Annotated in this window: 28 protein-coding genes; 10 read left to right on the top strand and 18 right to left on the bottom strand. The window is 68.6% G+C overall.

What is annotated here, in order from left to right; genetic code table 11:
• Positions 1-110: 110 nt before the first annotated feature.
• The 11 genes from AC069H_RS28745 to AC069H_RS28795 form a co-directional block, all read right to left on the bottom strand.
• Positions 111-1,724, bottom strand: a complete 1,614-nt coding sequence (locus tag AC069H_RS28745; RefSeq protein ID WP_478234415.1) for a DHA2 family efflux MFS transporter permease subunit — start codon at positions 1,722-1,724, stop codon at positions 111-113.
• The gene (locus AC069H_RS28750) at positions 1,705-2,331 is read right to left on the bottom strand and encodes a PadR family transcriptional regulator (RefSeq protein ID WP_478225143.1); all 627 of its coding nucleotides are present in this window, start codon (positions 2,329-2,331) and stop codon (positions 1,705-1,707) included. Before AC069H_RS28750 ends, AC069H_RS28745 begins: the two co-directional genes overlap by 20 nt.
• Before the next feature lie 130 nt (positions 2,332-2,461).
• Positions 2,462-2,782, bottom strand: a complete 321-nt coding sequence (locus AC069H_RS28755; protein WP_478225144.1) for a hypothetical protein — start codon at positions 2,780-2,782, stop codon at positions 2,462-2,464.
• Positions 2,779-2,985, bottom strand: coding sequence for a DUF397 domain-containing protein (locus AC069H_RS28760; protein WP_465417216.1), 207 nt, complete (start codon positions 2,983-2,985; stop codon positions 2,779-2,781). Before AC069H_RS28760 ends, AC069H_RS28755 begins: the two co-directional genes overlap by 4 nt.
• Positions 2,986-3,182: 197 nt before the next feature.
• Positions 3,183-4,016: a helix-turn-helix domain-containing protein gene (locus AC069H_RS28765; RefSeq protein ID WP_478234416.1), complete on the bottom strand. Its 834-nt coding sequence runs from the start codon at positions 4,014-4,016 to the stop codon at positions 3,183-3,185.
• Between the two features lie 61 nt (positions 4,017-4,077).
• Positions 4,078-4,296: an acyl-CoA carboxylase subunit epsilon gene (locus AC069H_RS28770; RefSeq protein WP_340684550.1), complete on the bottom strand. Its 219-nt coding sequence runs from the start codon at positions 4,294-4,296 to the stop codon at positions 4,078-4,080.
• Positions 4,293-5,930: an acyl-CoA carboxylase subunit beta gene (locus tag AC069H_RS28775; protein WP_478234417.1), complete on the bottom strand. Its 1,638-nt coding sequence runs from the start codon at positions 5,928-5,930 to the stop codon at positions 4,293-4,295. The genes AC069H_RS28770 and AC069H_RS28775 overlap by 4 nt, the downstream gene beginning before the upstream one ends.
• A 229-nt stretch (positions 5,931-6,159) precedes the next feature.
• The gene (locus AC069H_RS28780; protein ID WP_016331341.1) at positions 6,160-6,825 is read right to left on the bottom strand and encodes a response regulator; all 666 of its coding nucleotides are present in this window, start codon (positions 6,823-6,825) and stop codon (positions 6,160-6,162) included.
• The gene (locus tag AC069H_RS28785; RefSeq protein ID WP_478234418.1) at positions 6,822-7,973 is read right to left on the bottom strand and encodes a sensor histidine kinase; all 1,152 of its coding nucleotides are present in this window, start codon (positions 7,971-7,973) and stop codon (positions 6,822-6,824) included. Before AC069H_RS28785 ends, AC069H_RS28780 begins: the two co-directional genes overlap by 4 nt.
• Before the next feature lie 68 nt (positions 7,974-8,041).
• Positions 8,042-8,860, bottom strand: a complete 819-nt coding sequence (locus AC069H_RS28790) for an SRPBCC family protein (protein ID WP_478234419.1) — start codon at positions 8,858-8,860, stop codon at positions 8,042-8,044.
• A 52-nt stretch (positions 8,861-8,912) separates the two neighbouring features.
• Positions 8,913-9,683, bottom strand: coding sequence for an NAD(P)H-dependent oxidoreductase (locus tag AC069H_RS28795; protein ID WP_478234420.1), 771 nt, complete (start codon positions 9,681-9,683; stop codon positions 8,913-8,915).
• A gap of 44 nt (positions 9,684-9,727) precedes the next feature.
• Between AC069H_RS28795 and AC069H_RS28800 the strand changes: the two genes are divergently transcribed.
• From AC069H_RS28800 to AC069H_RS28820, 5 genes are read left to right on the top strand one after another with little or no spacing between them, the layout of a single operon-like run.
• Positions 9,728-10,738, top strand: a complete 1,011-nt coding sequence (locus tag AC069H_RS28800) for a GlxA family transcriptional regulator (RefSeq protein WP_478225153.1) — start codon at positions 9,728-9,730, stop codon at positions 10,736-10,738.
• A gap of 52 nt (positions 10,739-10,790) precedes the next feature.
• On the top strand, positions 10,791-11,489 hold the full coding sequence (locus AC069H_RS28805) for a lysoplasmalogenase family protein (RefSeq protein ID WP_478234421.1): 699 nt from the start codon (positions 10,791-10,793) through the stop codon (positions 11,487-11,489).
• Positions 11,490-11,548: 59 nt separating this feature from the next.
• Positions 11,549-11,866, top strand: coding sequence for an ArsR/SmtB family transcription factor (locus tag AC069H_RS28810; protein ID WP_478225236.1), 318 nt, complete (start codon positions 11,549-11,551; stop codon positions 11,864-11,866).
• On the top strand, positions 11,863-12,297 hold the full coding sequence (locus AC069H_RS28815; RefSeq protein ID WP_478234422.1) for an SRPBCC family protein: 435 nt from the start codon (positions 11,863-11,865) through the stop codon (positions 12,295-12,297). The genes AC069H_RS28810 and AC069H_RS28815 overlap by 4 nt, the downstream gene beginning before the upstream one ends.
• 20 nt (positions 12,298-12,317) lie before the next feature.
• Positions 12,318-14,081: a S9 family peptidase gene (locus AC069H_RS28820; RefSeq protein ID WP_478234423.1), complete on the top strand. Its 1,764-nt coding sequence runs from the start codon at positions 12,318-12,320 to the stop codon at positions 14,079-14,081.
• Here the strand turns inward: AC069H_RS28820 and AC069H_RS28825 are convergent.
• From AC069H_RS28825 to AC069H_RS28845, 5 genes are all read right to left on the bottom strand, one after another.
• Positions 14,078-14,503: a VOC family protein gene (locus tag AC069H_RS28825; protein ID WP_478225157.1), complete on the bottom strand. Its 426-nt coding sequence runs from the start codon at positions 14,501-14,503 to the stop codon at positions 14,078-14,080. The genes AC069H_RS28820 and AC069H_RS28825 overlap by 4 nt on opposite strands.
• Positions 14,504-14,560: 57 nt before the next feature.
• On the bottom strand, positions 14,561-15,184 hold the full coding sequence (locus tag AC069H_RS28830) for a LysE family transporter (protein WP_478234424.1): 624 nt from the start codon (positions 15,182-15,184) through the stop codon (positions 14,561-14,563).
• An 812-nt stretch (positions 15,185-15,996) separates the two neighbouring features.
• A complete protein-coding gene (gene trxA, locus AC069H_RS28835; RefSeq protein WP_478234425.1) occupies positions 15,997-16,332 on the bottom strand; it encodes a thioredoxin in 336 nt (111 codons plus the stop codon).
• Positions 16,333-16,728, bottom strand: a complete 396-nt coding sequence (locus AC069H_RS28840; protein ID WP_192746662.1) for a MerR family transcriptional regulator — start codon at positions 16,726-16,728, stop codon at positions 16,333-16,335.
• Between the two features lie 42 nt (positions 16,729-16,770).
• The gene (locus tag AC069H_RS28845) at positions 16,771-17,166 is read right to left on the bottom strand and encodes a nitroreductase/quinone reductase family protein (protein WP_478234426.1); all 396 of its coding nucleotides are present in this window, start codon (positions 17,164-17,166) and stop codon (positions 16,771-16,773) included.
• Between the two features lie 27 nt (positions 17,167-17,193).
• Here AC069H_RS28845 and AC069H_RS28850 point away from each other — a divergent pair, with 27 nt between their 5' ends.
• Together AC069H_RS28850 and AC069H_RS28855 are read left to right on the top strand one after the other, a co-directional pair.
• Positions 17,194-18,024 carry an alpha/beta fold hydrolase gene (locus AC069H_RS28850; protein WP_478234427.1) on the top strand — a complete coding sequence of 277 codons (831 nt, stop codon included), beginning with the start codon at positions 17,194-17,196 and terminating at the stop codon, positions 18,022-18,024.
• Positions 18,021-18,596, top strand: a complete 576-nt coding sequence (locus AC069H_RS28855; protein WP_478225162.1) for a histidine phosphatase family protein — start codon at positions 18,021-18,023, stop codon at positions 18,594-18,596. Before AC069H_RS28850 ends, AC069H_RS28855 begins: the two co-directional genes overlap by 4 nt.
• Here the strand turns inward: AC069H_RS28855 and AC069H_RS28860 are convergent.
• Together AC069H_RS28860 and AC069H_RS28865 are read right to left on the bottom strand one after the other, a co-directional pair.
• The gene (locus AC069H_RS28860; protein ID WP_478234428.1) at positions 18,557-19,027 is read right to left on the bottom strand and encodes a hypothetical protein; all 471 of its coding nucleotides are present in this window, start codon (positions 19,025-19,027) and stop codon (positions 18,557-18,559) included. The two genes, AC069H_RS28855 and AC069H_RS28860, sit on opposite strands and share 40 nt — an antisense overlap.
• Positions 19,028-19,076: 49 nt before the next feature.
• Positions 19,077-20,192, bottom strand: a complete 1,116-nt coding sequence (locus AC069H_RS28865) for a C40 family peptidase (protein WP_478234429.1) — start codon at positions 20,190-20,192, stop codon at positions 19,077-19,079.
• A gap of 80 nt (positions 20,193-20,272) precedes the next feature.
• Between AC069H_RS28865 and AC069H_RS28870 the strand changes: the two genes are divergently transcribed.
• The 3 genes from AC069H_RS28870 (at position 20,273) to AC069H_RS28880 (ending at position 22,702) form a co-directional block, all read left to right on the top strand.
• The gene (locus AC069H_RS28870) at positions 20,273-21,097 is read left to right on the top strand and encodes a biotin--[acetyl-CoA-carboxylase] ligase (RefSeq protein ID WP_478225165.1); all 825 of its coding nucleotides are present in this window, start codon (positions 20,273-20,275) and stop codon (positions 21,095-21,097) included.
• A 97-nt stretch (positions 21,098-21,194) separates the two neighbouring features.
• A complete protein-coding gene (locus tag AC069H_RS28875; RefSeq protein WP_478234430.1) occupies positions 21,195-21,770 on the top strand; it encodes a PH domain-containing protein in 576 nt (191 codons plus the stop codon).
• Complete coding sequence (locus AC069H_RS28880) at positions 21,770-22,702, top strand: hydroxymethylglutaryl-CoA lyase (protein WP_478234431.1); 933 nt, start codon at positions 21,770-21,772, stop codon at positions 22,700-22,702. Before AC069H_RS28875 ends, AC069H_RS28880 begins: the two co-directional genes overlap by 1 nt.
• Positions 22,703-22,713 lie beyond the last annotated feature (11 nt).

Here is a 22,713-nt window from a genome sequence, read left to right on the forward strand (position 1 = left end):
ACGGACGCCGCTGCCCCACCCAGCCCACCTCTCACCGAAGATCAACGAGACACGGCATCAAACCACACCCCAAAGGTCATTCTGTTAGGACCCCTAAATGCGGCAAGGGGTCAGGCGGCGCTGGCGGCGGGTTCGGGGGCAGGGGAGCGAGGCGCCCGCGGAGCCGGACGGCGCATGGTGAGCGCGGCGAGCACGCCCAGCACCAGTACCGCGGCCGGGAGCAGCAGTGTCACCCTTGCCGCATCGGTCAGTCCATTGTGGACGGCGTCGAGCGCGAGCCGCTGGGCCTGCTCGGCGACGCCGGACGGCAGGCCGGGGAACGCCGCCGTCCCGGAGGAACCGAACTCCCCGGTCGATTCCGCGGCCTTCGCGACACCTTCCGCGAACGGGGCCCGGTACTGCTCCGGCAAGGCGCTCGCGGCCACCGCGGCCTCGTCGGCGATCGAAACGCTGATCCGTGCCTGCAGCAGCACACCGACGGCCGCGCTGCCGAGCACGCCGCCGACCTGGCGCGCGGTGTTGAAGATGCCCGACGCGGTCCCGACGAGCCGCGGCTCGACCGAACTCATCGCCAGGTTGCCCATCGGCGCGAAGATGAACCCGATCCCGAAGCCCGCCACCAGCAACGCCGGGGTGAGCGCCCAGGCGTTCGCGCCCGCCCGTGCGGTCAGCGCCGCCAGTGCCAGCCCCGCGCCCAGCGCGGCCAGCCCGATGATCAGCAGGACCTTGCCGTTCACCTTGTCCGAAGCGCGGCCGACGAACGGGCCGATCAAGCCGCCCAGCAGCGACATCGGCGCGAACAGCAGGCCGGACATCGTCGGCGACTCGCCGAGCACGGCCTGGATGTAGATCACCAGCGGAAGGAACATGCCGGTCATCGCGAAGCCGACGGTGACCGCGGTCAGCGCTCCGGCCGAGAAGTTACGGTTCGCGAAAACGCCCAGCGGCAACAAGGGTTCCTTGCGGTTGAGCCGCTGCCACACCACGAAAGCGACCAGCAGGGCGACACCGGCGCCGATGATCTCGAACACGGTGATCGGCCCGAAGACGCGGCCCCAGTCGTACTGCTGTCCATTTTGGACACCGTAGACGACGCAGAACAGGCCGGCTCCCGACAGCAGGATGCCGGGGACGTCGAAGGAATGTGAGTGCTTCGGCTGCCAGTCCGGCACCTTGAGCAGTGCCAGCGCGAGCGCGACCACACCGACCGGCAGGTTGACGAAGAAGATCCATTCCCAGCCGAGATGGTCGACGAGCACACCGCCGAGCAGCGGACCGACGATGGCGGCGAGCCCGGCGACGCCGCTCCAGAGCCCCATCGCGGGGCCGCGTTTCGACGGCGGGAACAGATGGCTGATGAACGCGAGGGTCTGCGGTGTCATCAAGGCGGCGCCGAGTCCCTGCACCGCGCGGGCCGCGATCAGCATTTCGACCGAACCGGACAGGCCGCACCACAGCGAGGCCAGCGTGAACACCACGAGCCCGGCCAGGTAGACGCGTTTCGGGCCGAAACGGTCGCCGAGCCTGCTGGCGAACAGCATCGGCACCGCGTAGGCGAGCAGGTAGACGCTGATCACCCAGACGATCGCGTTCAGGCCCGCGCCGAGTTCGCGCAGCATCGCGGGAATCGCGGTCGAAACGATCGTGGTGTCCAGCAGGATCATGAAGAAACCCAGACACAGCGCGGAAAGCGCCGCCCAGGGGTCAGCTTGTCGCGCGTTCATCGCTGTCGTCCTCGGTGACCAGGTTCAGGTGCGGGGTGCAGTGCTCCTGGAACCGGATGCGGCCGGATTCCAGGTCTTCGACCAGCTTCTTGGTCCACTCGAGTTCGAAGGCCCGCCGCGCGGTGGCGTAGGACCAGTCGAGCCAGTAGATCTCGGGAAGCTTGTGCTCGTTGACGAGGTTTTCGAGAACGACCTGGTCGGAGGCGATGGCGGCCTGAAGCCGCAGCACACGGTGCTTGAGGTGGGTGAGCGACATTTCCGGGCCGAGCTCGTCGATGACGGCGAGCGCGCTGAGGTACTCGGGGTACTCCTCGGCGGGGTTGGCCAGCATGTCCTGCGCCCGGTCGACGAACTCGTCTCGACCGGCGTCCGTCATCGCGTACACGGTGCGCTCGGGGCGCTTCCCGTCGCGCTGTGTCTCGACGACCTCGACGAAACCGTTCTGCACCAGGCGATCCACCGTGTGGTAGAGCGAGCCCGCCTTCACCTTGACGCGCGTGTTGACGAAGCGCTCCCGCATCAGCTGCGCCATCTCGTACGGATGCATGGCCCGTTCGTGAAGGAGTTCCAGCACCGCCATGGCGAGTGGGGTGAGCTTCGAGGCCATGGATGATCCCCTCGGAAGATTCCTTACTGATTATTCCGAGTGGACTATATGGCAGGACCGGTCCGGGCTCAAGTACGGGGTTCGCGTGCTTGAAGGCGTGACTCGCGTGCTCGGAGGCGGAACTCGCGTGTCAGTTCAGGGGTCTCGGCCCGATTTCGCGTTCGAGGAAGCGGTGGTACTCGATGGCCGCGATCGAGTTCTCCAGCTGTTCGAACGTCGGGGCGGGGAGCGCGCCGTTGAAGACGATGGTGAGGCTCTTGCGCGGGATGTTGATGACGTACGGATCGACGTCGAGTTCTACGCAGTGGCTCCGCAGGACCGCGGTCCAGTGGTCGAGGTCCTCGTCCTCGCCGAGGTGCTCCCATCGCGCGACGATCCAGTTGCCGTTGATCAGCTGTCCCGCCATCTCCCGCGGATCGTGGACCATGTACGGCTCGGCGACGTCGTTCATCGCCCGAGGTGCTCGAGGAGCGCGGCGAAGGACTCGGCCGGGAGCACCAGGATCGGCCGGGTCTCGTCCGGCATCGCCCACTGTTTGGTGTCCCGGATGCCGACCAGGCCGGGCGCGGCGCCGACCTCGACGCAGGCGTTCTCTTCCCAGTGCGTGTAGGTCGACTTGTGCCAGCCGGTCATGTTCTCGTGCCAGGTGGTCATCGGAGGCCCTTTCCCCAGTGACTGTTTCGGCAAGTAGACGGGTTGCGCGGCAGCAAGGTTGGCGAGATCGGGTGATCTGCGCCCGTTGGTCGGTGAACGGCTTCGGTGATCGCGTTCGGCGCACGAAAGGGGACCTTCACCGACAGCTGCCTTACTCACGATGCACTCTCGGAGTGCATAGTGCAAAGGGTCTTAGGTCACCGAAGTGAATCGGCCGCGAGCTGTCGGTAGTCGGCGGCGATCCGCGTCAGATGCGAGCAGGCGATGTCGCCGTAGGTGGCGTAGTGCTCGACTTCGGTGAAGCTCTTCTCGTAGTCGGCCACTTCGCGTTCGTCCGTGACGAGCGCCGTGGCCGTCTGAGTCCCGAGGAGCACCGCGCGCGAGTCGTAGATGTCGAAACCGTGGAGGACCGGGATCGAAACCGGTGCGGTCCACGGGATCACGCCCAGCCGCACCCGGCCGCGCCGGGACACCTCGATGAGGTGGCCGAGCTGGGCCAGCATCGTCGCCGCACCGCCCATGTTCCAGCGCAGGGCGCCTTCGGTGAGCACGAAGTGGAACTCGCGGTTCGAGTCGAGGATCCGCTGGCGTTCCAGCCTGGCATCGACCGTCTGGTCGCGTTCGTCGGCAGGCAGCGAATCACCGAACAGGGCGGTGATGTAGTCGCGGGTCTGGAGCAGGCCGAACACGATGGTCGGCTGGAAACTCCGGATACGGGCGGACGCCGTCTCGATCTTGCCGATGCGCTGCTGCATCCGCCAGGCACCGCGCTGGAGGACGACGCGGGCGGACGACGCCTCTTCACGGAGGTCCCGGGTGATCGCGACGAGCGCCCGCCGGACCTTCGCGGGCGCGCGGTAGACGCGGCACAGCGCGACGACCTGTTCCTCGGTCGGCATGAACGCGCCGGTTTCGACCCGCGAGACCTTCGACTGACTGAGGCCGGTGAGCCTGGCCGCTTCGGTACCGGACAACCCGGCGGCTTTGCGCAGACGGCGCAATTCGGTGGAGAGGTGGTCCTGGTTCGTCACGCACGGCTTTCTGGGGCGATCGCGGTCGGCGGATCCGTCACGATAACCCGCGAAGCCGCCTTCAGCGAGGAAGCGCCGAAGCCCGCCAGGCTCCCTCGCCGGGCGCGAGCGGGGCTCGCACGAGCGAAGCCTTGTCCGCCCACCACGAATCCCGTTTCGGCGCCGGTTCCGGTGCCCGCGCACTGGCCGCCGCAGCGACGACGGCGGTCAGGGCGGCGAGTTCGGTGTCGTCCGGGTTGCCCCGGACGACACGCAGCAGCGGGGTTTCGGGCGCGGTCACAGCGGGATGTTCCCGTGCTTCTTGGGCGGCAGCGTCTCCCGCTTGCCCTGGAGCAGCGAGAGCGCCTTCGCGATGTGGCCGCGGGTGTGGGCGGGCACGATCACCGAGTCGACGTAGCCGCGCTCGGCCGCCGCGTACGGGTTCAGGAGCGTGTCCTCGTACTCCTGGATCAGCTCGGCGCGCAGCGCGTCGACGTCCTTGCCTTCGGCGGCGGCCGCGGCGAGGGTCTTGCGGTGCACGATGTTCGCCGCGCCCTGCGCGCCCATGACCGCGACCTGCGCCGTCGGCCAGGCCAGGTTGATGTCCGCGCCGAGGTGCTTCGAACCCATGACGTCGTACGCGCCGCCGTACGCCTTGCGGGTGATGACGGTGACGAGCGGGACGGTCGCTTCGGCGTAGGCGTAGATCAGCTTCGCGCCGCGCCGGATGATGCCGTTCCACTCCTGGTCGGTGCCGGGCAGGAAGCCGGGGACGTCGACGAAGGTCAGCACCGGGATGTTGAACGCGTCGCAGGTGCGCACGAACCGCGCGGCCTTCTCGGAAGCATCGATGTCGAGGCAGCCGGCGAACTGGGTCGGCTGGTTCGCCACGATGCCGACGCTGCGCCCGTCCACCCGGCCGAAGCCGACCAGGATGTTGGGCGCGAACAGCTCGTGCACCTCGAGGAAGTCGCCGTCGTCGACGATGCGGGTGATGACCTCGTGCATGTCGTACGGCTGGTTCGGCGAGTCCGGGATCAGCGTGTCGAGCTCGCGGTCGGACTCGGTGACGTCGTCGAAGAACCCGCTGGGGGCCGCGTCGGTCTCGAAGACGGGAGCCTCGGAAAGGTTGTTCGCCGGGAGGAACGAGAGCAGTTCCTTGACGTAGGCGATCGCGTCCTCGTCGTCGGAGCCGAGGTAGTGCGCGTTGCCCGAACGGGTGTTGTGCGTGCGCCCCCCGCCGAGCTCCTCGAAGGAGACCTCTTCACCGGTCACGGTCTTGACGACGTCGGGGCCGGTGATGAACATGTGCGAGGTCTTGTCGACCATCACCACGAAGTCGGTCAGCGCCGGCGAGTAGACGTGCCCGCCCGCGTTGGCGCCCATGATCAGCGAGATCTGGGGGATGACGCCGGACGCCTTGACGTTGCGGTTGAAGATCTCGCCGTAGAGCCCGAGCGAGACGACGCCTTCCTGGATCCGCGCGCCGCCGCCCTCGTTGATGCCGATGATCGGGCGGCCGGTCTTGATCGCCAGGTCCATCACCTTGACGATCTTCTCGCCGTACACCTCACCGAGTGAGCCGCCGAAGACCGTGACGTCCTGGCTGAACACGCACACCGGACGACCGTCGACGGTGCCGTACCCGGTGACGACGCCGTCGCCGTAGGGCCGGTTCTTCTCCTGGCCGAAGTTGACCGAGCGGTGCTTCGCCAGTTCGTCGAGTTCGACGAACGAGCCCTCGTCCAGCAGCAGGTCGATCCGCTCGCGGGCGGTCTTCTTGCCCTTGGCGTGCTGTTTCTCCACCGCCCTCGCGGAACCCGCGTGCACCGCCTCGTCGTATCGGCGGTACAGGTCGGCCAGCTTGCCGGCCGTGGTGTGGATGTCCGGTTCGTCCTCGGGCGGCGTCCCGAGCGGCTCCGTCGCACTGCTCATGAAAGCGCAGCCTAGCTACTCGACGGTCACTTCGCGTGTGGCGTAGGCAACGTCCGTCAGCGGCGGCGGGTGGGTGGTCGCGGACGACCGGTCCGTGAAGGCCTCCTTGCCTACCCTCAAAGTAGGGAAGGAGGCCTTCACGACCTCGGCCGCAGCCAAATCCAGTAGGTATCCGAGACGCTCTTGGCTCTAGCCCGAATCGCCACTCACGACCACCCCGACCCATCCCTCACTGGACGGAGGCGCGCACCAGACCGGACTCGTAGGCCGCGATCACCAGCTGCGCCCGGTCCCGCGCCGCGAGTTTGTGCAGGAGGTGGCCGATGTGCGTCTTCACCGTCGCCAGCCCGAGATGCAGGGTCCCGGCGATCTCGTCGTTCGACAGGCCGCGCGCGATCAGGCTCAGGACCTCGCGTTCGCGGGTGGTGATGTTGTCCAGCGAAGCCGCGACGCGCTGCCCGGGTTCGGGCAGCCGGGCGAACTCGGCGATGAGCCGCCGCGTGATCGACGGGGCCAGCAGTCCTTCGCCCGCCGCGACGACCCGGATCGCGGTCAGCAGCTCGGCGGGCGGGGTGTCCTTCAGCAGGAATCCGCTCGCGCCCGCGCGCAGGGCCGAATACACGTAGGCGTCGAGGTCGAAGGTCGTCAGCATCAGCACGTGGACGCCTTCGGTGGCGGCCGACGCGCAGATCCGCCGGGTGGCTTCGATCCCGTCCAGTTCGGGCATGCGGACGTCCATCAGGACGACGTCGGGGCGCTCCTTCTCGGCGAGTTCCGCGGCCTCCGCGCCGTCGCTCGCCTCGCCGACGACCTCGAGGTCCGGCGCGCTGTCGACGAGCACGCGGAAGCTGCCGCGCAGCAACGCCTGGTCGTCGGCGATCAGTACGCGGATCATCGTGTCCCCACTTCCTTGGCGGCGTACGGCAGCCGCGCGAACACCCGGAATCCCCCGGCGGGCAGCGGGCCCGCTTCGAAGTCACCACCGTAGACGGCGACGCGTTCGCGCATGCCGATCAAACCGTGCCCGCCGGGCGTCGACGGCGAACCTTCGCCGCGCCCGTCGTCGACGATTTCGACGCTGACCTCGCCGGGGCCTTCGGTGATCGTGACCCGGCAGGCCGACGGTCCCGCGTGCTTCACGACGTTGGTCACCGCCTCCTGCGTGATGCGGTAGACCGAAAGCGCGACACCTTCCGGGAGGTCGTCCACCGCCTCGCCGGTCAGCTCGACGCGCACCCCGGCCTGTCCGGCGCGTTCGGCCAGGGTGCGCAGGTCGGCGAGTTTCGGCGCGGGGCCGAGCGCGGCCTCGGGCGTCCCGTCACCGGAACGGAGGACGCCGAGCATCCGCCGGAGTTCGACGAGCGTCTCGCGGCTGGTGAGTTCGATGACTCGCAACGCTTCGCGTGCTTCTTCCGGCTGTTCTCGCGCGACGTGGTTGCCGACGGCCGCCTTGACCGCGATCAGGCTCATGCTGTGCGCGACGACGTCGTGCATCTCGCGCGCGATACGCAGCCGTTCGTCGGAAACCGCCTGATCGGCTTGGGTTTCCGCGAGCTGGGCCAGGTTCGCGCGCCGTTGCCGCGTCATCCAGCCGAGTGCCCACGAGCCCACCACCCCGCCGCCCGCGAAGGCCGTCGACGCGATCGTGTTCGGGCCCAGCCGCAGGAACTCGAAGATCATGACGACGACCAGGCCGAGGCCCATCGCGATCAGCGAGCGGGCGCGCGGGTGTTCCAGCGCCACGGTGTACAGGGCGCACGCGGTGGCCAGGAGCGCGGCCGGGCCCAGCCCGTTGCCGGCGAGCAGGGCCGGGACCAGGCTGCCGAGGCCGAGGCCGTACGCGACCAATGGCCGGTGGCGTCGCAGCGCGATCGCGATCCCGCTGGCGGCGACCGTCGCCCAGGCGAGCCACATCGGGATGGCGATGAGGAACGTCCAGGTCTTCGCGGCCAGGTTCCCGCCGACGGCCACGACGAGCACCAGCGCGAGGAGCGCGTCGATCGTGTACGCCACCCGCTGGGGGAGCGCCGACGGCTGTTTCATACGGCGAACTTATCCGGACATGTGGTGCGTGCGCGTCCGTCCGGCGGAGGTCATCCCCAGGGTGGAGATCAGCTTGCCTGAGTCGCCGCGAAGAACTCTTTCAGCTTCTCGCGCCGGCTTCGTAGCGCCTCGGGCACGATGTCGTCCTGTCCGGCGGGGACGGTCTGGGTCACCTCGACCATGGTGCCGTCGAGTTCGGAATGGCTGAACTCCCAGCGGACGATCCCGCCCCGTGGCAGCGAAAACTCCAGCAGCCGCGGCGGTTCCTCGCGGATGACCGTGCCCTCGCCCGGTTCGGCGGTGAGACGGGCCCAGACCTCATCGAGCGGTTTCCAGACCAGGTCGCGACGGAAGCGGATCACCTTGCCGTCGCCGGTTTCCAGAACTTCGCCCTCGGCGAGCCCGAACTCCTCGGTGTAGGCCTCGATCGGGCCGATCCAGTCGGCCGACGGCTCATGGTCCACGCCGTCGAGCAGGGCGACGAGCGCCACGAGGCAGCTATCCCAGCCGGCGGCCGTGCGGGGCGCCGCGATCTTGGCGATGGCGGGTTCACCGCGGCCGAACGTATGCGTGAAGAGCAGACGGCTGCCGTCGCCGTCCGGAGTGATCTCCCAGCGCAGCACGTCGTCGTTCCAGCTGAACACGAACACGCGGGGTTCGTCGGCTTCGAGGACTTCGCCCGCGGTCGGGGCCTCTTCGCCCTCGAAGCTGAATTCGATCTTTCCGCCCGGTCGCAGGTCGACTGTGACCGTCGCGGGAAACCATTTCGCGAGCTTCGACGGTTCGGTGATCGCCTGCCAGACACGCTCCGGCCGGTCTGCGAGACGACGTTCCATCCGTAGCGCAGGACGTTCCCCGACGGTCTCCAACCGGGCGCGAGAGTTCACGGTGACCTCCTTATGTGCTTTGACGCTAATATAACCACGGGCTAATATTCGGTCAAGCGTCGAGGTGGACACCGATCCCGCTCAGCCCCGGCGCGAGTTCCTCACGCAGGACCAGATCCTCGTCGTAATCACCCCCGTTCTGGTGACGGAACGGGATCGGGTCCTGAATGGCCAGCGTCCGCAGCCGTTCGCGCAGCGCCGCGGCCGCGGCTTCGTATTGCCCTGGCGAGACGCGGTCGGCGCCGCAGATCGTCAGCGGGGGAAGGACGGACATGCCCGCGTACCAGAGTGTCCCGTGCTGCAACGGGAACAGCAGGTCACCGATGTCGCCGTTCACTCCGCGCGGGCCGATCGTGGCCTCCGGCGCCCCGGCGGTCAGCACGACCATGGCGCGCTTCCCGGCCAGCGCTCCTTCGCCGTAGCGCGCCGTCCGGCCGTCGGGACGCTGGACGCCGTAGGCGAAACCCTTGACGAAGACGCGGTCGAACCAGCCCTTGAGGATGGCGGGCATTCCGTACCACCACAGCGGGAATTGGATGATCACGGTGTCCGCCCACGCCAGTTTTTCGTGTTCGGCGCGGATGTCCTCGCCGAGCTCGCCGGTCTCGAAGGCGTACTTCGACGTCGAGCCGACGACGAGCCGGTCCGGGGAAGCGGCCCGGCCGAAGTCGTCGGCGTCGACGACGGCCTTCCACTTCATCGCGTACAGATCGGATTCCCGGACGTCGGCGCCCTGCGCGCGGAGGGCGCTCAACCCCTCGTCGCGCAGCGAGCCGCCGAGGGAACGGGGTTCGGGGTGAGCGAAGATCCACAGCACGTTCATGGTCCCACCGTCGCGTGTTCTCCCGGCCGGGGACGAGTGGCCTGATGGACAACATGTGCAAGAATCGAGCCATGGGCTTCTTCGTGCATCCCGGCCGTCATCGGGTCGCCGTGCTGGTCCGCCACGGAATGCTGGTGATGGAGCTGGGGATCGTCACCCGGCTGTTCGGCACGGCCAAGTCCGCCGACGGCGAGCCGCTCTACGAGGTCGTCACCTGCACGCCGGAACCGGGGCAGATCCGGACCGACGCCGACGTCACGATCTCGGTCGCGCTCGGGCCGGAGGTGCTGGCCGAGGCAGACACCGTCGTCATCCCGGCGTCGTCCACCGAATACGAACCGTCGGGGCACGACCTCACCGAGCCGCTCGCGCGGGCACTGGAGCTGATCCGGCCGGAGGCCAGGATCGCGTCGATCTGCACGGGTGCCTTCGTGCTCGCCGCCGCCGGGTTGCTCGACGGCCGGAGGGCGACCACGCACTGGCGTTCGGCGCTGGACTTCCAGGCGAAGTTCCCGAAGGTCGACCTCGATCCCAACGTGCTCTACACCGATGAAGGGAACGTGCTGACCGCGGCGGGCGTCGCGTCCGGGATCGACCTCTGCCTGCACATGATCCGCTGTGATCACGGTGCCGCGGTCGCGAACGAGGTCGCGCGCGGCACGGTCGTCTCACCGCATCGCGAGGGTGGGCAGGCGCAGTTCATCCGGCGGCCGGTGCCGGAGCCGCAGTCCTCCTCGACCGCGGCGGCGCGGGCCTGGGCGCTCGAGAACCTCGACCGGCCGCTGACCCTGCGCGAGCTGGCGGCGAAAGAGGCGATGAGCACGAGGACGTTCACGCGGCGGTTCCGCGACGAAGTCGGGATTTCGGCGTTGCAGTGGCTGACCCAGCAGCGGATCGAACGGGCCCGTCAGCTGCTCGAAGAGACCGATCTGCCGGTGGACAAGGTCGCCACCGAAGCGGGCTTCGGTACCGCCGCGTCGCTGCGCCAGCATCTTCAGGCGGCGTTGGGGGTCTCGCCGAGCGCGTATCGGAACACCTTCCGCGAAGCCGTCTGAAAGCAGCTGACCGCCTGGTAACTTACCCTGGGATAAGTTCCGGAGGTGGTCAGTGAAGGCCCTGAAAATCGCCGAACGGGTGTTGTTCGCGAGCGCCGCGATCGGCACGGTGTACTCCGCGAGGACAGGCAATCGGAAACTGCGACTCGCGACCAAGCCCGCCGCGGTCCCGGTGCTCGCCGCCAGGGTCGCGCGTTCGCGGGGGCTCGCGCCGGGGGAGAAGGGCCTGCTCGTCGCCGCGTTGATCGCGGCGGGAGCGGGCGACCACTTCATGGGCAGGTCCGACGAGGACGGCCAGCTGATCAGGGGTGCGACTTCGTTCGGTGTCATGCAGGTGCTGTACTCCGCGCTGTTGTGGCGCCGCGGTGCCCGGCCGCGCGCGGCGACCGCGCCGCCCCGGCTGGCGGCGTGGGCGGCGGCCGCGGTCGCGATGGCGTTGCCGAAGCCCTCGCCGGTCTCTTCGGTGCTTTCGGTCTACGGGGGCCTGCTGAGCACGACGTCGACCCTGGCGGCCGACCCGGTGCTGGCGCCGAAGGCCAGGGTCTCGGGCGGGATGGTGGTCCCGTCGGGTGACCGCCGCACCTGGATCGCCGCCGGCGCGCTGCTGTTCTCCGCGTCGGATCTGGCGATCCTGATCCGCCGCAACTTCGTCACCAGTGAGCGGGTGCGGGCCAACCTCGAAACCTTCGTGCTGACTTCGTACCTCGCGTCGCAGTGGCTGCTCGTCGAAGGCATGACCGCGGAAAGTTAAGCATCTACTTGACTATCGTACGGCGTGGGCGGATAGTTAAGCATGTGCCTAACCAACGCATGGACCAGGTGTTCAAGGCGCTGTCCGACGGGACGCGCCGCGAAATGATCGAGCGCCTCACCCGGGGCCCCGCCTCGGTGGGGGAGCTCGCGCAGCCGTTGTCGATGTCGCTGCCCGCCGTGATGCAGCACCTCCAGGTGCTGGAGGCCGGCGGGCTCGTCCGGTCGGAGAAGGCGGGGCGCGTCCGTACCTGCCACCTCGAACCGGACGGACTGCGGATGGCCGAGGACTGGCTCGGCGGGCAGCGCACCGGCTGGGAACACCGGCTCGATCGCCTTGGCGGCTTTCTGGACTCCGACGAAGGGAAAAGGTCATGACCGTCAAACACGCCACGTTCACCCTCGAGCGCGTCTACCCTGCGGCGCCGGAACGCGTTTTCGCCGCTTGGTCGGATCCGGCCGCGAAGGCCGGTTGGATCACCGTGCCCGGCGGCGGGCACTCCCTCGACTTCCGGGTCGGCGGCCGCGAGGTCATCAGCGGTCCCCCCGGCGGCAAGGAGATGCTCTTCGAAGCCCGCTATGAGGACATCGCGGAAAACGAGCGGATCGTCTACGCGGGGAAGCTCTCCGCGGACGACGTCCTGGCCACCGTTTCGGTCACGACGATCCTGCTCGAAGCAGAGGAAGGCGGCACCCGGCTGACGTTGATCGAGCAGGGCACCTTCCTCGACGGCCACGAGGAACCGAGCTGGCGGGAGCAAGGCACGGGCGACTGGCTCGACAAACTGGGAAAAACACTGTCGCGATAACTTCCGGCAGGATGGGGGACATGCTGACCGCTGAGCTGATCGTCGACAGCCATTTCCCGTCGGAACCCGCGCTTTCCCCCGATGGGAAATGGGTGGCCTACCAGGTCTCGACCATCACGAAAGGCGTCCCCGAGATGTGGCTCGCCGCTGTGGACGGCAGCGAAAAGCCGCGGAAGCTGGCCGAAGGGTCCTCGCCCCGGTGGTCCACGGATGCCCTCTATTTCCTCCGGGACGGCCGTGTCTGTTCGCGGGACGAGGAGCTGTTCGCTTGGGAGAGTGAGATCACCGGCTTCCTTCCGCTGCGCGACCGGATCGTGTTCATCGCCGAAGACGAGACGCCTGCCGCGGAAATCTGGGTCTGGAGTGAAAGTCTTCGCCCGGCGCGGCTGCGGAGCTTCGATCTTCGAACCGGCGAGATCACGACACTGATCGAAGACCACGTCGTCGACGTCGCCTGCCGCCAGGACGACAAGGCGCTCGCCGTCGTCACCTGGCCGACGCCGGAAGTCGACCCCGGCGGGCTCGAACCCCGGCTTTCCTTGCTGGACCTGGAAACCGGGGAGCGGCGTGATCTCGGCCGGGTCGCGGTTGAAGCCGCCAGCCCCGTTTGGTGGCGGGAGGAGGGCGGCTGGCACATCGCGTACCTCGGGACTCCGGAACTGGTGGGTGGCCGGGCCGTCTTCGACGTTCCCGTGGAAACCGGGGAACATCGGAACCTGACCGAGGAATCGACCTGTCCGATCAAGCTCGCGCAGGTCGATTCCGGTGCTCCTCTGGTGCTCGTCGCCGACGGGCTCGACACGGCTCTCCATCGGCTCGGCGCCGGCGAAGTGTCGTTCTGGCGCGGGCAAGTCGACGCGCTGGCCTCGAACGGCGAGATCGTGGTCACCGTGCTGAGCACCGCTCATCATCCGAAAGATATCCACTGTGGACCGGTGGGCGGAGCGTTGACGCGAATCAGTGACACGGCGCCGGAGTTCGCCGGGATTTCGTGGGGCTCCCAGGAACGGTTGTCCTACAAGGCGTCCGACGGCCTCGCGTTGGACGGCCTGCTCGTTCTGCCGCCGGGAAAGACTCGCGCCGACGGACCTTTCTCGCTGGTCACGCGGGTTCACGGCGGACCGTACGACCGGCACGCGGACCGCTTCATGCTCAACTGGTACCCGTCTGCGCAGTGGCTGGCCCTGGCAGGGCACGCCGTCTTCCTGCCGAATCCCCGTGGGGGACAAGGCCATGGGCATGAATTCGCCGCTTCCGTCGCGGGACGGGTAGGCATGGAGGAATGGAGCGATATCGAGACCGGGATCGATCTCCTCGTCGCCGAAGGAGTGGCCGATCCGGAGCGGCTCGGGATCGTGGGCGGGAGTCACGGCGGATATATGACGGCCTGGGCCGTCGGGCAGACCCGCCGGTTCAAGGCGGCGCTGATGGTCGCCGGGATCTGTGACTGGGGAATGCTCGCCGCGACCGGTGAACTCGGTCCGCTGGTGGAATCCGCGCATAGCGGAAGTATCGGCTGGGAAGGAACAGGTCCGCACCGGCACGATCAGCTCAGCCCGATCTCCTACGCGTCGAAGATCGAGACCCCCGTACTGATCGTGCACGGTGCGGACGACACCAACGTCCCCTTGTCCCAGGCGGAATTCTTCCACCGCGCGCTACGCCACTTCGGCGTCGAACACGACCTCGTCGTGTATCCCGGCGAAGGGCATTCGTTCCGCGGACGTGATCACCAGCTGGACCTGCTCCGCCGCACTCGCGAGTGGTTCGCGCGGTTGCTTTAGCTCTGCGGGGCTCCGAAGACGTACGTGCCGAAGGTCCATTCGTAGCCTTCGAGATCGTCGACGCGGCAGCGGTAGTTGCCCCATTCGGTATTCACCGGTTCCCAGACCGGTGTCGCGCCGGCCTCGATGGCCGAGGCGAAAACGGCGTCCACGGCCTCCTGCGTCGGAAGGCTCACGTAGAGGCCGTGGCCGACGGTTTCGCCCTTGCGCGCCGGGCGGTCGTAGTCCTCTTCCGCGCTGAACACGACGATCCCGACTCCGCCGAGCCGCAGTTCCGCGTGCAGGATCAGGCCTTTGTCGTCGGGGTACTCCGTGGTGGTCTCGAAGCCGAAGGCGCGTTCGAGCCAGCGAAGGGCCTTGGGGGCGTCGTTGTAAGCGAGGTAGGAGTGGAGGGAGGCGGTGCGTTCCTGGGTTTCGGTCATGGGCACAGCCTCGCAACCGATGCGGACAACCACGGTCCTCGATTCGCGGCTGTTTCTTCACCAGAGCAGCCGCAGCCCGAGCGCGCTGATGAACGCGCTCGACGCCAGCGCGGTCATCAGCCGTCCACGGCGTCCGGTCAGTGCCTTGCCGAGCATGGCGCCACCGCCCGCGAGGAGCAGTTGCCAGCTGGCCGAGGCCGCGAACGCCGCCGCCACGAAGACCACGTGTTCCGCTCCGCTCGCCGAGGCCATGTCCTCGCTGCCGAGTACGAGCGCCGCGAAGTAGACCACCGTCGTCGGGTTCAGCAGGGTGATCCCGAGCAGGCTCACGTACGCCTTCACCGGCCCGATCGCGACCGCCTGCGTCATCTCGGCTTTCGCGGAGTCGCGGAAGTTCCGGATCCCACCGAGTCCGATGTGGACGGCCAGTGCGAGCAGCACCACCACCGACGTCCAGCGCAGCGGTACGGCGATCGGCTCGATGACGGGGATGAGCCGCCCGCCGCCGAGAACCGCGACCAGCGCGTACAACCCGTCGGCCGTGGCCACACCGAGCGCGGCGTACGCGCCGATCCTGAGCCCCGATCTGGCCGTCAGCACAACGAGATAGGTCGCGACCGCGCCCACCGGGATGGCGATGCCATACCCGGCGAACAGGCCCGCGACGAGCGCGGCGCTCACGGCCGGACTGGTGTCGGCCTCCGCCAGGACCCGGCCTGCTGCTGCACCCGCACCCGTCGGACGACGGAGGACGGGGTCAGGAAGGCGAGGGTCGAAGTCATGGGAGAAGGATGCGAACGGGCGGCCGCTCGCGCAACACAATTACCGCTCGGTTCGCGATGGGGCTCGTGAGTTGGGGGTAAGGCAAACGTGGCGGGTTGTGGACGCCTGCCGCGCAGCCTTTTCGCTGACTTCACGGCAAGTTCTCTACCGTCCGGGCCTTTGGTGTCCGCATAGGTCCCTTTTCGGGCAGTGCGCGCCTGTTTGATGCCTGTACGCGGGGGGTCGAGTGGTAGAGAGCGTTACTGAGGGTAAGGCGAACGTGGTGGGTCGGCGGCCGCTCACCGCGAGGATCAGGTGCGGCCAATGACTGTCCACAAGGGACGATGAGTCGGATTCCGCTGCCCGATTTGAGTACTTTGCGCAGCCTTGACGCAGGGGTCGTGAGTGGCAAGTGTCGTTCTAACCCTCTTTATCACTCACAACTCCCCGCGAAACCGGACATACAGGCATGAAGCAGGTGTGCGCTGACCGAACGGTGACCTATGTGGACATCAAAGACCCGGCCGGTAGAGAACTTGCCGTGAAGTCAGCGAAAGGCCTGCGCGGCAGGCGTCCACAACCCGCCACGTTTGCCTTGCCCCTCAATAGAACGACCCAAAACGGGCGTCGGAACCCGGTCCAGGAGTCCCTTGTGGACCGTTATGTGCGCGCCTGATACCCGTGGCGAGGTGGCACGCTGCCGACCCGCCACATTTGCCCTGCCGCACCACTCAAGAGAGGGCGGGCTGCAGAGCGGCGTCCAGGTCGGCCAGCAGCTTGGCCTTCGGCCGTGCCCCGACGGTCGTCCACACTGGACTCCCGCCCCGGAAGAGGATCAGCGTCGGCAGCGACATGACCTGATAATTCCTAGCCGTGAGCGGGTTTTCGTCGGAATTGAGCTTGCGGATGAGCAGCGAGCCCGCTCGCTCTTCGGCGATCTGCTCGAGCACCGGCGCGATCATGTGGCAGGGCGGGCACCATTGCGCCCAGAAGTCCACCAGGACGGGCGTGTCCTGATCCAGGACGAACTCTGGGAAGGTTTCGTCGGTGACGACGGACAGGGACATTCAGGCCTCCTCGTTTCGCGGCACGACGACGCACGGTCCCGGCGGCGTTTTCAGCGCGCCCGCCAGCTTGGTCAGCAGGCTTTCCCGCACGTCGTTGAGCCTGGCCAGACAGGCGTCCACCTCGGCGAGTTTGCGTTGGTAGACCTCGATCGAATCGGCGCACGAGTCACCGGTCTCGTGCCCGGCGCGCAGGCATTCGACGAACGGCCTGGTGTCTTCGAGGCTGAGCCCGACCGCTTGCAGGGTCAGGATCTCGTTCACCAGGCGGTAGTCGTCCTCGTCGTACTCCCGGTAGCCGTTCGACGCGCGCCGTGCGTCGAGAAGCCCTTGTGACTCATAGAAACGCAGCGCGCGGGTGGTGGTTCCGGTGCGCGCGGCGAGTTCGCCGATCCGCATGGAGCCGAGCGTAGACCTTGCCCTTGGCGTCAAGGCAAACGTTCAGTCGTCGAGATCGACCCGGATGGTGAGGAGGTTCGTGCCGATCGCCCGCACGGCGGCGCTGTTGACCGTGGGCAGGGTCTTCAGCCGGGCGCGGGCGTCGTCTTCGGGGAGCAGGCGCGCCGTGCCGGTGTGCCACCGGCCCTTGATCCGCACCCGGACCCGCGGATCGGCCTGGATGTTGCGGACGTACTGCGACTTCTCGCCGAACTCCGAGACGATCCAGAACGAGCGGCCCGCCCGGCGGCCACCGATCGGCGTCCGCCGGGGCTGTCCGGACCTGCGGCCGGTGGTCTCCAGGATCGGCTGGGCGGGCAGGCGGACGAGGATGGGGTTGCCGACGTGGCGTTGAAAGGTGGTGGCCACGCGATGCTTGATCTCGTGATAGCGGGACATGGCTCCAGGGTGCCCTACGCTCGGACCATGGTGAACGAGTCCGACGTGGACCTGGGGGACGGGACCACACTGCACACCTACGACACGGCCGGCGCCGGTCCGGTGGTCTTCTGGCACCACGGCACCCCGAACATCGGCGCCCCGCCGGTCCCGCTGTTCGCGGCGGCCGAGCGGCTCGGGCTGCGGTGGGTCTCCTACGACCGGCCCGGTTACGGCGGTTCCTCGCCGCGGCCCGGCCGGGACGTCGCGTCGGCGGCGTCGGACGTCGAGAAGATCGCCGACGCCCTGGAGATCGAGCGGTTCGCGGTCTTCGGGCATTCCGGAGGCGGACCGCACGCGTTCGCGTGCGCGGCCCTGTTGCCGGAACGGGTGACGGCGATGGTCTGTGTCGCGAGTCTGGCTCCGTACGACGCCGAGGGGCTGGACTGGTTCGCGGGGATGGGCGCGGCGGGAGCCGGCTCCTTGAGGGCAGCCGTGGCCGGCCGGGAGGAAAAGGAGCGGTACGAGGCGACCGCCGAATATGACGCCGAGATGTTCACCCCGGCGGATCACGCGGCCCTGACGGGTGACTGGAACTGGGTGCTCGACGTGGTCGGTCCCGCGGTCGAGGGCGGACCCGGCGCGTTGATCGACGACGATCTCGCGTACGTCGCGCCGTGGGGCTTCCGGCCGTCCGACGTCCAGGCCCCCGTTCTGAACCTGCACGGTGGCGCGGATCGGATCGTGCCGGTCGCGCACGGCGAATGGCTGACCCGGCGGTGCGCCACGGCCGAGTCGCGCGTCTTTCCCGAGGACGGGCACGTCTCGGTCCTCCGTCACGGGGAGGCCGCGCTCGACTGGCTGGCCGAGCGCGCGTGAGCTGCGACGTCGTCCTGATCCGGCACGCCGAGTCCGTTCCGCCTTCGCCGGGAAAGCCCGACGACCCGGAGCGGTCACTGACCGCGGCGGGCGTGGCGGCCGCGGAACTGCTCGCGCACGAGCTCGCCGCGATGAAGCCGACGGCGGTCGTGTCGAGTCCGTACCGGCGAGCGGTCGCGACGGTCGAGCCCGCGGCAAGGAAGGCCGGGCTCGAAGTCACGACACGCTGGGAGCTACGCGAGTGGGACTCGGGCTTGGAGCCGACACCGGACTACGCCGGGCACTACGAGCGCAGCTGGGCGGATCCGGATTTCGCGCGGCCGGGCGCCGAGAGCCTGCGGCAGCTGACGGCACGCGCGATGGCCGCCGTCGCTCGGCTCGCGGAGGAGTATGACGGCGGTGTCGTGCTGGTGGGCAGTCACGGAACCTTCGTGTCCCGCCTGCTGGCCGGGGTGCGGCAGGGGATCGGCTGGCCGTTCTCCCGGGACATGCCGATGCCCGCCGTCCACCGGCTGCGCTGGCCCCACGAGCATCATCCGGCGCCGAAAGCGGCGCGAAGCGACCTCTCGTAGTCGTGCCGCGAGAACGTCAGATCACCGATGCTGCCGTAGTCCCAGTCCCGGTACGTATTACGCAGATCCGACCACGTCACCGTGTCCTCGCCGGTCGCGATCTTCGCCACCAGCGCCCAGCAGTCGTCGATACCGCAGGTGCACCCCAGCAAGAGGTGTTCGCCGTCTTCGACGCCGTGCGGGACGCGATCCGGCGCTCCGCCGAGTAGGTGCTCGGCGGAAAGGCTCGTCGAGGGAGCGTAATCCCCGGCGAGCAAGGGGGCGGGCTCCGACGGGAATTCCTCGATGCGCTCCTTCTGTTCCGCGAGCGCGCCGGGAAGTTCGGCTTCGCGCACCAGCTCCAGAAAAGAAACGCCGTCGATCAGGAATCGAAGCGACGTTTCCCGCTCGGCCGGTCTCGTGGAGATCCTGCGGAACTCGATCGAACGCATGGTCGCCACGGTAACCGTCGGTGCCGGGGCCAGGGGTGGTTTGGCCGGTTCAGGCCGCGGGCCGTCCGGCGCCGGTGTAGTCGTCGCCCTTCGAGCGATACGTGTGGATCTGGATCGCCTGGCCCTCGGTGGGCGCGTTGATCATCAGCCCGTTCCCGAGGTACAGCCCGACGTGGTGGATGCGCGTCGCCGGGTTCCCGTAGAACACGAGGTCCCCGAGCTTCGGCTCGCCGGACACCTGCGGCAGCGCCCGGAACTGGGTGTCCGCGGTCCGCGGGAGCGAGATCCCGGCTTCGTCGTAGGACTTCTTGGTCAGGCCGGAGCAGTCGAAGCCCGCCGCGCCCGCCTCGGGGCCGTTGCCGCCCCACACGTACGGGAGGCCCAGCTGGCCGAGGGCGAACCGGGTCGCCTTCACGGCGGGGCTGCCGGAACGTGCCGGGTCGAGGGACAGGGTCGCGTACAGCTGGGCGTTGCCCAGGACGCGCTGGCGGAACAGTTCGGCGTCGTTGCCCTTGCCGCCCTGGTAGCCGGCGATGGCCTTCCACCAGCCGTTGCCGCCGCCGAGGTCGGCCCCGGAAGCGCACAGGGCGCGGCCGGCGGCGACCGAGGCGGAGTCGGGATCGGTGAGCGCGGGTTTCGCGATACCGGGGATCGACGCGCCGTGCTTATTCCATTGCTGCGCCGACAGGCCGAGGGGGTTGTCGCCGCCGCGTCCGTGGTTCGAGCTCGCCGCGCCGATCCCGGCGAGGGTGACCCAGGACAGGTGACACTTCGGCTGCTCGCCGCGCAGCGCCAGTTCGCCGTTCGCGTACCCCATGAGCGACTTCGCCGGGATGTCGAGCGCCCCGGCGAGCTTGTTGGCCCACTCTTCGAGCGGCCGGGCGCCCTTCGGCGTTTCCTGCGCCTTCACCGGCGCGCTGACTTCGAGCACCGACGGACCCGCGCCGCCGCCGACGGTGGCCGGGTCCTGCTTGGCGGCGGGAACGGGAATCGGCTGGCGCCCGTCGGCGGGTGCGGGATCGTTGCCGCCCGCGAGCAGCCAGCCCGCCGTCGCGAGCCCCGCGACCAGGGGGAGGGCGACCAGGCCGCGCATCGCCACGCCGTGCGCCCACGACTTCTTCCGGCTGGTTTCGGGCGCGCTCGGGGCCGGGTCGGGCTCAGTCACGCCGTCCAGGTTATTGGAGACCACCTCTGCGTAACGAGCGAACGCCTTGCACGTTAGGGGGACTCTCATATTCTGGACGAATGAGTGAGACGGGAGCGCTCGACGCCGGGCGCCTGAGTGCCACGCTGTCCGGCCGGTACACCGCGATCCAGGTCGTTTCGAGCACCGGGTCCACCAACGCCGACCTGCGGGAAGCCGCCGCGAAGGGTGCCGAAGACCGCACCGTGCTGATCGCCGAAGAGCAGACGGCCGGGGTCGGCCGCCGCGCGCGGCAGTGGGCCTCGCCGAAGGGATCGGGCCTCTACGTCAGTGTCCTGCTGCGTCCCGGCGGCGTTCCGTTCGCCAATTTGGGTTCACTTTCCGTGGTCGCGGGCCTCGCGGTCCGGGAGGTCGCCGCGGGCCTCGGCGTCGACGCCGTCCTCAAGTGGCCGAACGACGTCCTCGCCGGTCCTGAGCGCGCCAAATGCGCGGGCATCCTGGCGGAGGCCGTCGCCGGCGACGACACCACCGTGATCCTCGGCATCGGCCTGAACGTGCTGCCGCTCGGCGAGAACGTCCCGGCCGGGCCCGGCGGTCTGCCCCCGACCTCGCTGGCCGAGCAGGGCGCGACGGAGACCGATCGCGCCGAGATCGCCTCGCGGCTGCTCACCGGTTTCGACGAACTCGAACGCCGCTGGCGGCTCGCCGGCGGGTCACTGGCCGAGGCCGGTCTGCTCGGGGACTACCGACGGCACTGCGCCACGCTGGGCCAGGACGTCGAGGTCCAGCTGCCCGACGGCTCGGCGCTGACCGGACGCGCCGCCGACATCGATCCCGCCGGCCAGCTCCAGGTCGACGTTCCGGGTGGTGAGCGGTACACGGTGTTCGCCGGCGACGTCGTCCACGTGCGCCCGGCCAAGGCCTGATCCGTGCGTCTCGATTTCCGGCGTCTCCTCTTCCGCCGGGACCGTTCGCCGGTACGGTGAGCTCACCAGCGCCGAACACACTTTGGGAGCGTCCGTCGTGGCCTATCCGGACGATTTGCTCAGCGAAAACGAGCACGTCGTGGTGCACAGTCACCCGCATTTCAAGATGCTGATCTTCCCGTTCCTCGCGCTGATCATCACGCTCGGCGTGGGGATTTGGCTGGCCATCGTCGCGAAGGACGCGACGGCCCCGTGGGACCTGATCTCCGAGATCGCGATCGCCGCGGTCGGGCTCGGTCTCGTCGTCTGGCTCTTCCTGGCGCCGTTCGTCCGCTGGCGCACGACGCATTTCATCGTGACCACGGACCGGCTGATCGCCCGCGAGGGTGTGCTGAAGCGGACCGGGATCGACATCCCGCTGTCGCGGATCAACAGCGTCCAGTTCGAGCATGGGCTGCTGGACCGCGTGTTCGGCTGCGGCACGCTGGTGATCGAGTCCGCTTCGGACGAACCGCTGAAGTTCGACGACATCCCCAAGGTCGAGCGGGTGCACACGGTCATCTACCGCGAAGTCAACGACAACCCGTACGACGACTTCGCGCCGGGTGCGCCGCAGCAGACCGAGCCGCTTCCGCCGCAGGGGCACCCGCCGCGCGGAAACCGGCGCCGCTGATGGGCACGCGAGAACTGGGGCTGCCCGACCGCGTCCCGTCGGCCGCCGCGTTGCCGGAGCGGGTGACGATCTGGGAGGTCGGTCCGCGTGACGGTCTCCAGAACGAGAAGTCGATCGTCCCGGTCGAGGTCAAACTCGAGTTCCTGGACAAGCTCGCGGGCGCCGGGCTGACCACGCTCGAGGCGACCAGTTTCGTGAGCCCGAAATGGGTGCCGCAGCTGGCCGACGCCGAGCAGCTCCTGGCCGGGCTCGAAAAGCGCGAAGGCGTCCGGTACCCAGTGCTCGTCCCGAACGAACGCGGACTGGACAGGGCGCTGGAAGCCGGGGTCTCGCATATCGCGATCTTCGCCAGCGCCACCGAAACCTTCGCCAAGAAGAACCTCAACTCGACGGTGGACGACCAGTTCGCGATGTTCGAACCGGTCGTCACCAGGGCGCGGGCCGAAGGTCTCGACGTCCGCGGGTACGTGTCGATGTGCTTCGGCGACCCGTGGGAAGGCGCCGTCCCGGCCGCGCAGGTCGCCGGGGTGGGTAAACGGCTCCTCGACCTCGGCTGCTCGCAGCTCTCGCTCGGCGACACCATCGGCGTCGCCACCGCGGGCCAGGTCGAGGCGCTGATCGGGCAGTTCGCCGACGTCGGCACCCTGGCCGTCCATTTCCACGACACCTACGGCCAGGCGCTCGCCAACACGCTGGCCGCCCTCCGCTGCGGCGTGTCCACTGTGGACTCCTCCGCCGGTGGGCTCGGCGGCTGCCCGTACGCCGAATCCGCCACCGGGAACCTCGCCACCGAAGACCTCGTGTGGATGCTCGACGGTCTCGGCGTCGAAACCGGTGTCGACCTCGACGCGCTGGTCGCGACGAGCAAGTGGATGGCCGGGAAACTGGGCAGGCCGAGCCCGTCCCGGGTGGTCAACGCGCTCGCCGGATGAGGTTCGCGGAA

Source organism: Amycolatopsis sp. NPDC043887 (genome assembly GCF_056435665.1).

What these genes read in the sequence shown, in the direction of transcription:
- AC069H_RS28745 (WP_478234415.1), bottom strand. Translation starts at nt 1,724, where the DNA reads ATGAACGCGCGACAAGCTGACCCCTGGGCGGCGCTTTCCGCGCTGTGT.
- AC069H_RS28750 (WP_478225143.1), bottom strand. Translation starts at nt 2,331, where the DNA reads ATGGCCTCGAAGCTCACCCCACTCGCCATGGCGGTGCTGGAACTCCTT.
- AC069H_RS28755 (WP_478225144.1), bottom strand. Translation starts at nt 2,782, where the DNA reads ATGAACGACGTCGCCGAGCCGTACATGGTCCACGATCCGCGGGAGATG.
- AC069H_RS28760 (WP_465417216.1), bottom strand. Translation starts at nt 2,985, where the DNA reads ATGACCACCTGGCACGAGAACATGACCGGCTGGCACAAGTCGACCTAC.
- AC069H_RS28775 (WP_478234417.1), bottom strand. Translation starts at nt 5,930, where the DNA reads ATGAGCAGTGCGACGGAGCCGCTCGGGACGCCGCCCGAGGACGAACCG.
- AC069H_RS28780 (WP_016331341.1), bottom strand. Translation starts at nt 6,825, where the DNA reads ATGATCCGCGTACTGATCGCCGACGACCAGGCGTTGCTGCGCGGCAGC.
- AC069H_RS28785 (WP_478234418.1), bottom strand. Translation starts at nt 7,973, where the DNA reads ATGAAACAGCCGTCGGCGCTCCCCCAGCGGGTGGCGTACACGATCGAC.
- AC069H_RS28795 (WP_478234420.1), bottom strand. Translation starts at nt 9,683, where the DNA reads ATGAACGTGCTGTGGATCTTCGCTCACCCCGAACCCCGTTCCCTCGGC.
- AC069H_RS28800 (WP_478225153.1), top strand. Translation starts at nt 9,728, where the DNA reads ATGGACAACATGTGCAAGAATCGAGCCATGGGCTTCTTCGTGCATCCC.
- AC069H_RS28810 (WP_478225236.1), top strand. Translation starts at nt 11,549, where the DNA reads ATGGACCAGGTGTTCAAGGCGCTGTCCGACGGGACGCGCCGCGAAATG.
- AC069H_RS28815 (WP_478234422.1), top strand. Translation starts at nt 11,863, where the DNA reads ATGACCGTCAAACACGCCACGTTCACCCTCGAGCGCGTCTACCCTGCG.
- AC069H_RS28820 (WP_478234423.1), top strand. Translation starts at nt 12,318, where the DNA reads ATGCTGACCGCTGAGCTGATCGTCGACAGCCATTTCCCGTCGGAACCC.
- AC069H_RS28825 (WP_478225157.1), bottom strand. Translation starts at nt 14,503, where the DNA reads ATGACCGAAACCCAGGAACGCACCGCCTCCCTCCACTCCTACCTCGCT.
- trxA (WP_478234425.1), bottom strand. Translation starts at nt 16,332, where the DNA reads ATGTCCCTGTCCGTCGTCACCGACGAAACCTTCCCAGAGTTCGTCCTG.
- AC069H_RS28840 (WP_192746662.1), bottom strand. Translation starts at nt 16,728, where the DNA reads ATGCGGATCGGCGAACTCGCCGCGCGCACCGGAACCACCACCCGCGCG.
- AC069H_RS28845 (WP_478234426.1), bottom strand. Translation starts at nt 17,166, where the DNA reads ATGTCCCGCTATCACGAGATCAAGCATCGCGTGGCCACCACCTTTCAA.
- AC069H_RS28850 (WP_478234427.1), top strand. Translation starts at nt 17,194, where the DNA reads ATGGTGAACGAGTCCGACGTGGACCTGGGGGACGGGACCACACTGCAC.
- AC069H_RS28860 (WP_478234428.1), bottom strand. Translation starts at nt 19,027, where the DNA reads ATGCGTTCGATCGAGTTCCGCAGGATCTCCACGAGACCGGCCGAGCGG.
- AC069H_RS28870 (WP_478225165.1), top strand. Translation starts at nt 20,273, where the DNA reads ATGAGTGAGACGGGAGCGCTCGACGCCGGGCGCCTGAGTGCCACGCTG.
- AC069H_RS28880 (WP_478234431.1), top strand. Translation starts at nt 21,770, where the DNA reads ATGGGCACGCGAGAACTGGGGCTGCCCGACCGCGTCCCGTCGGCCGCC.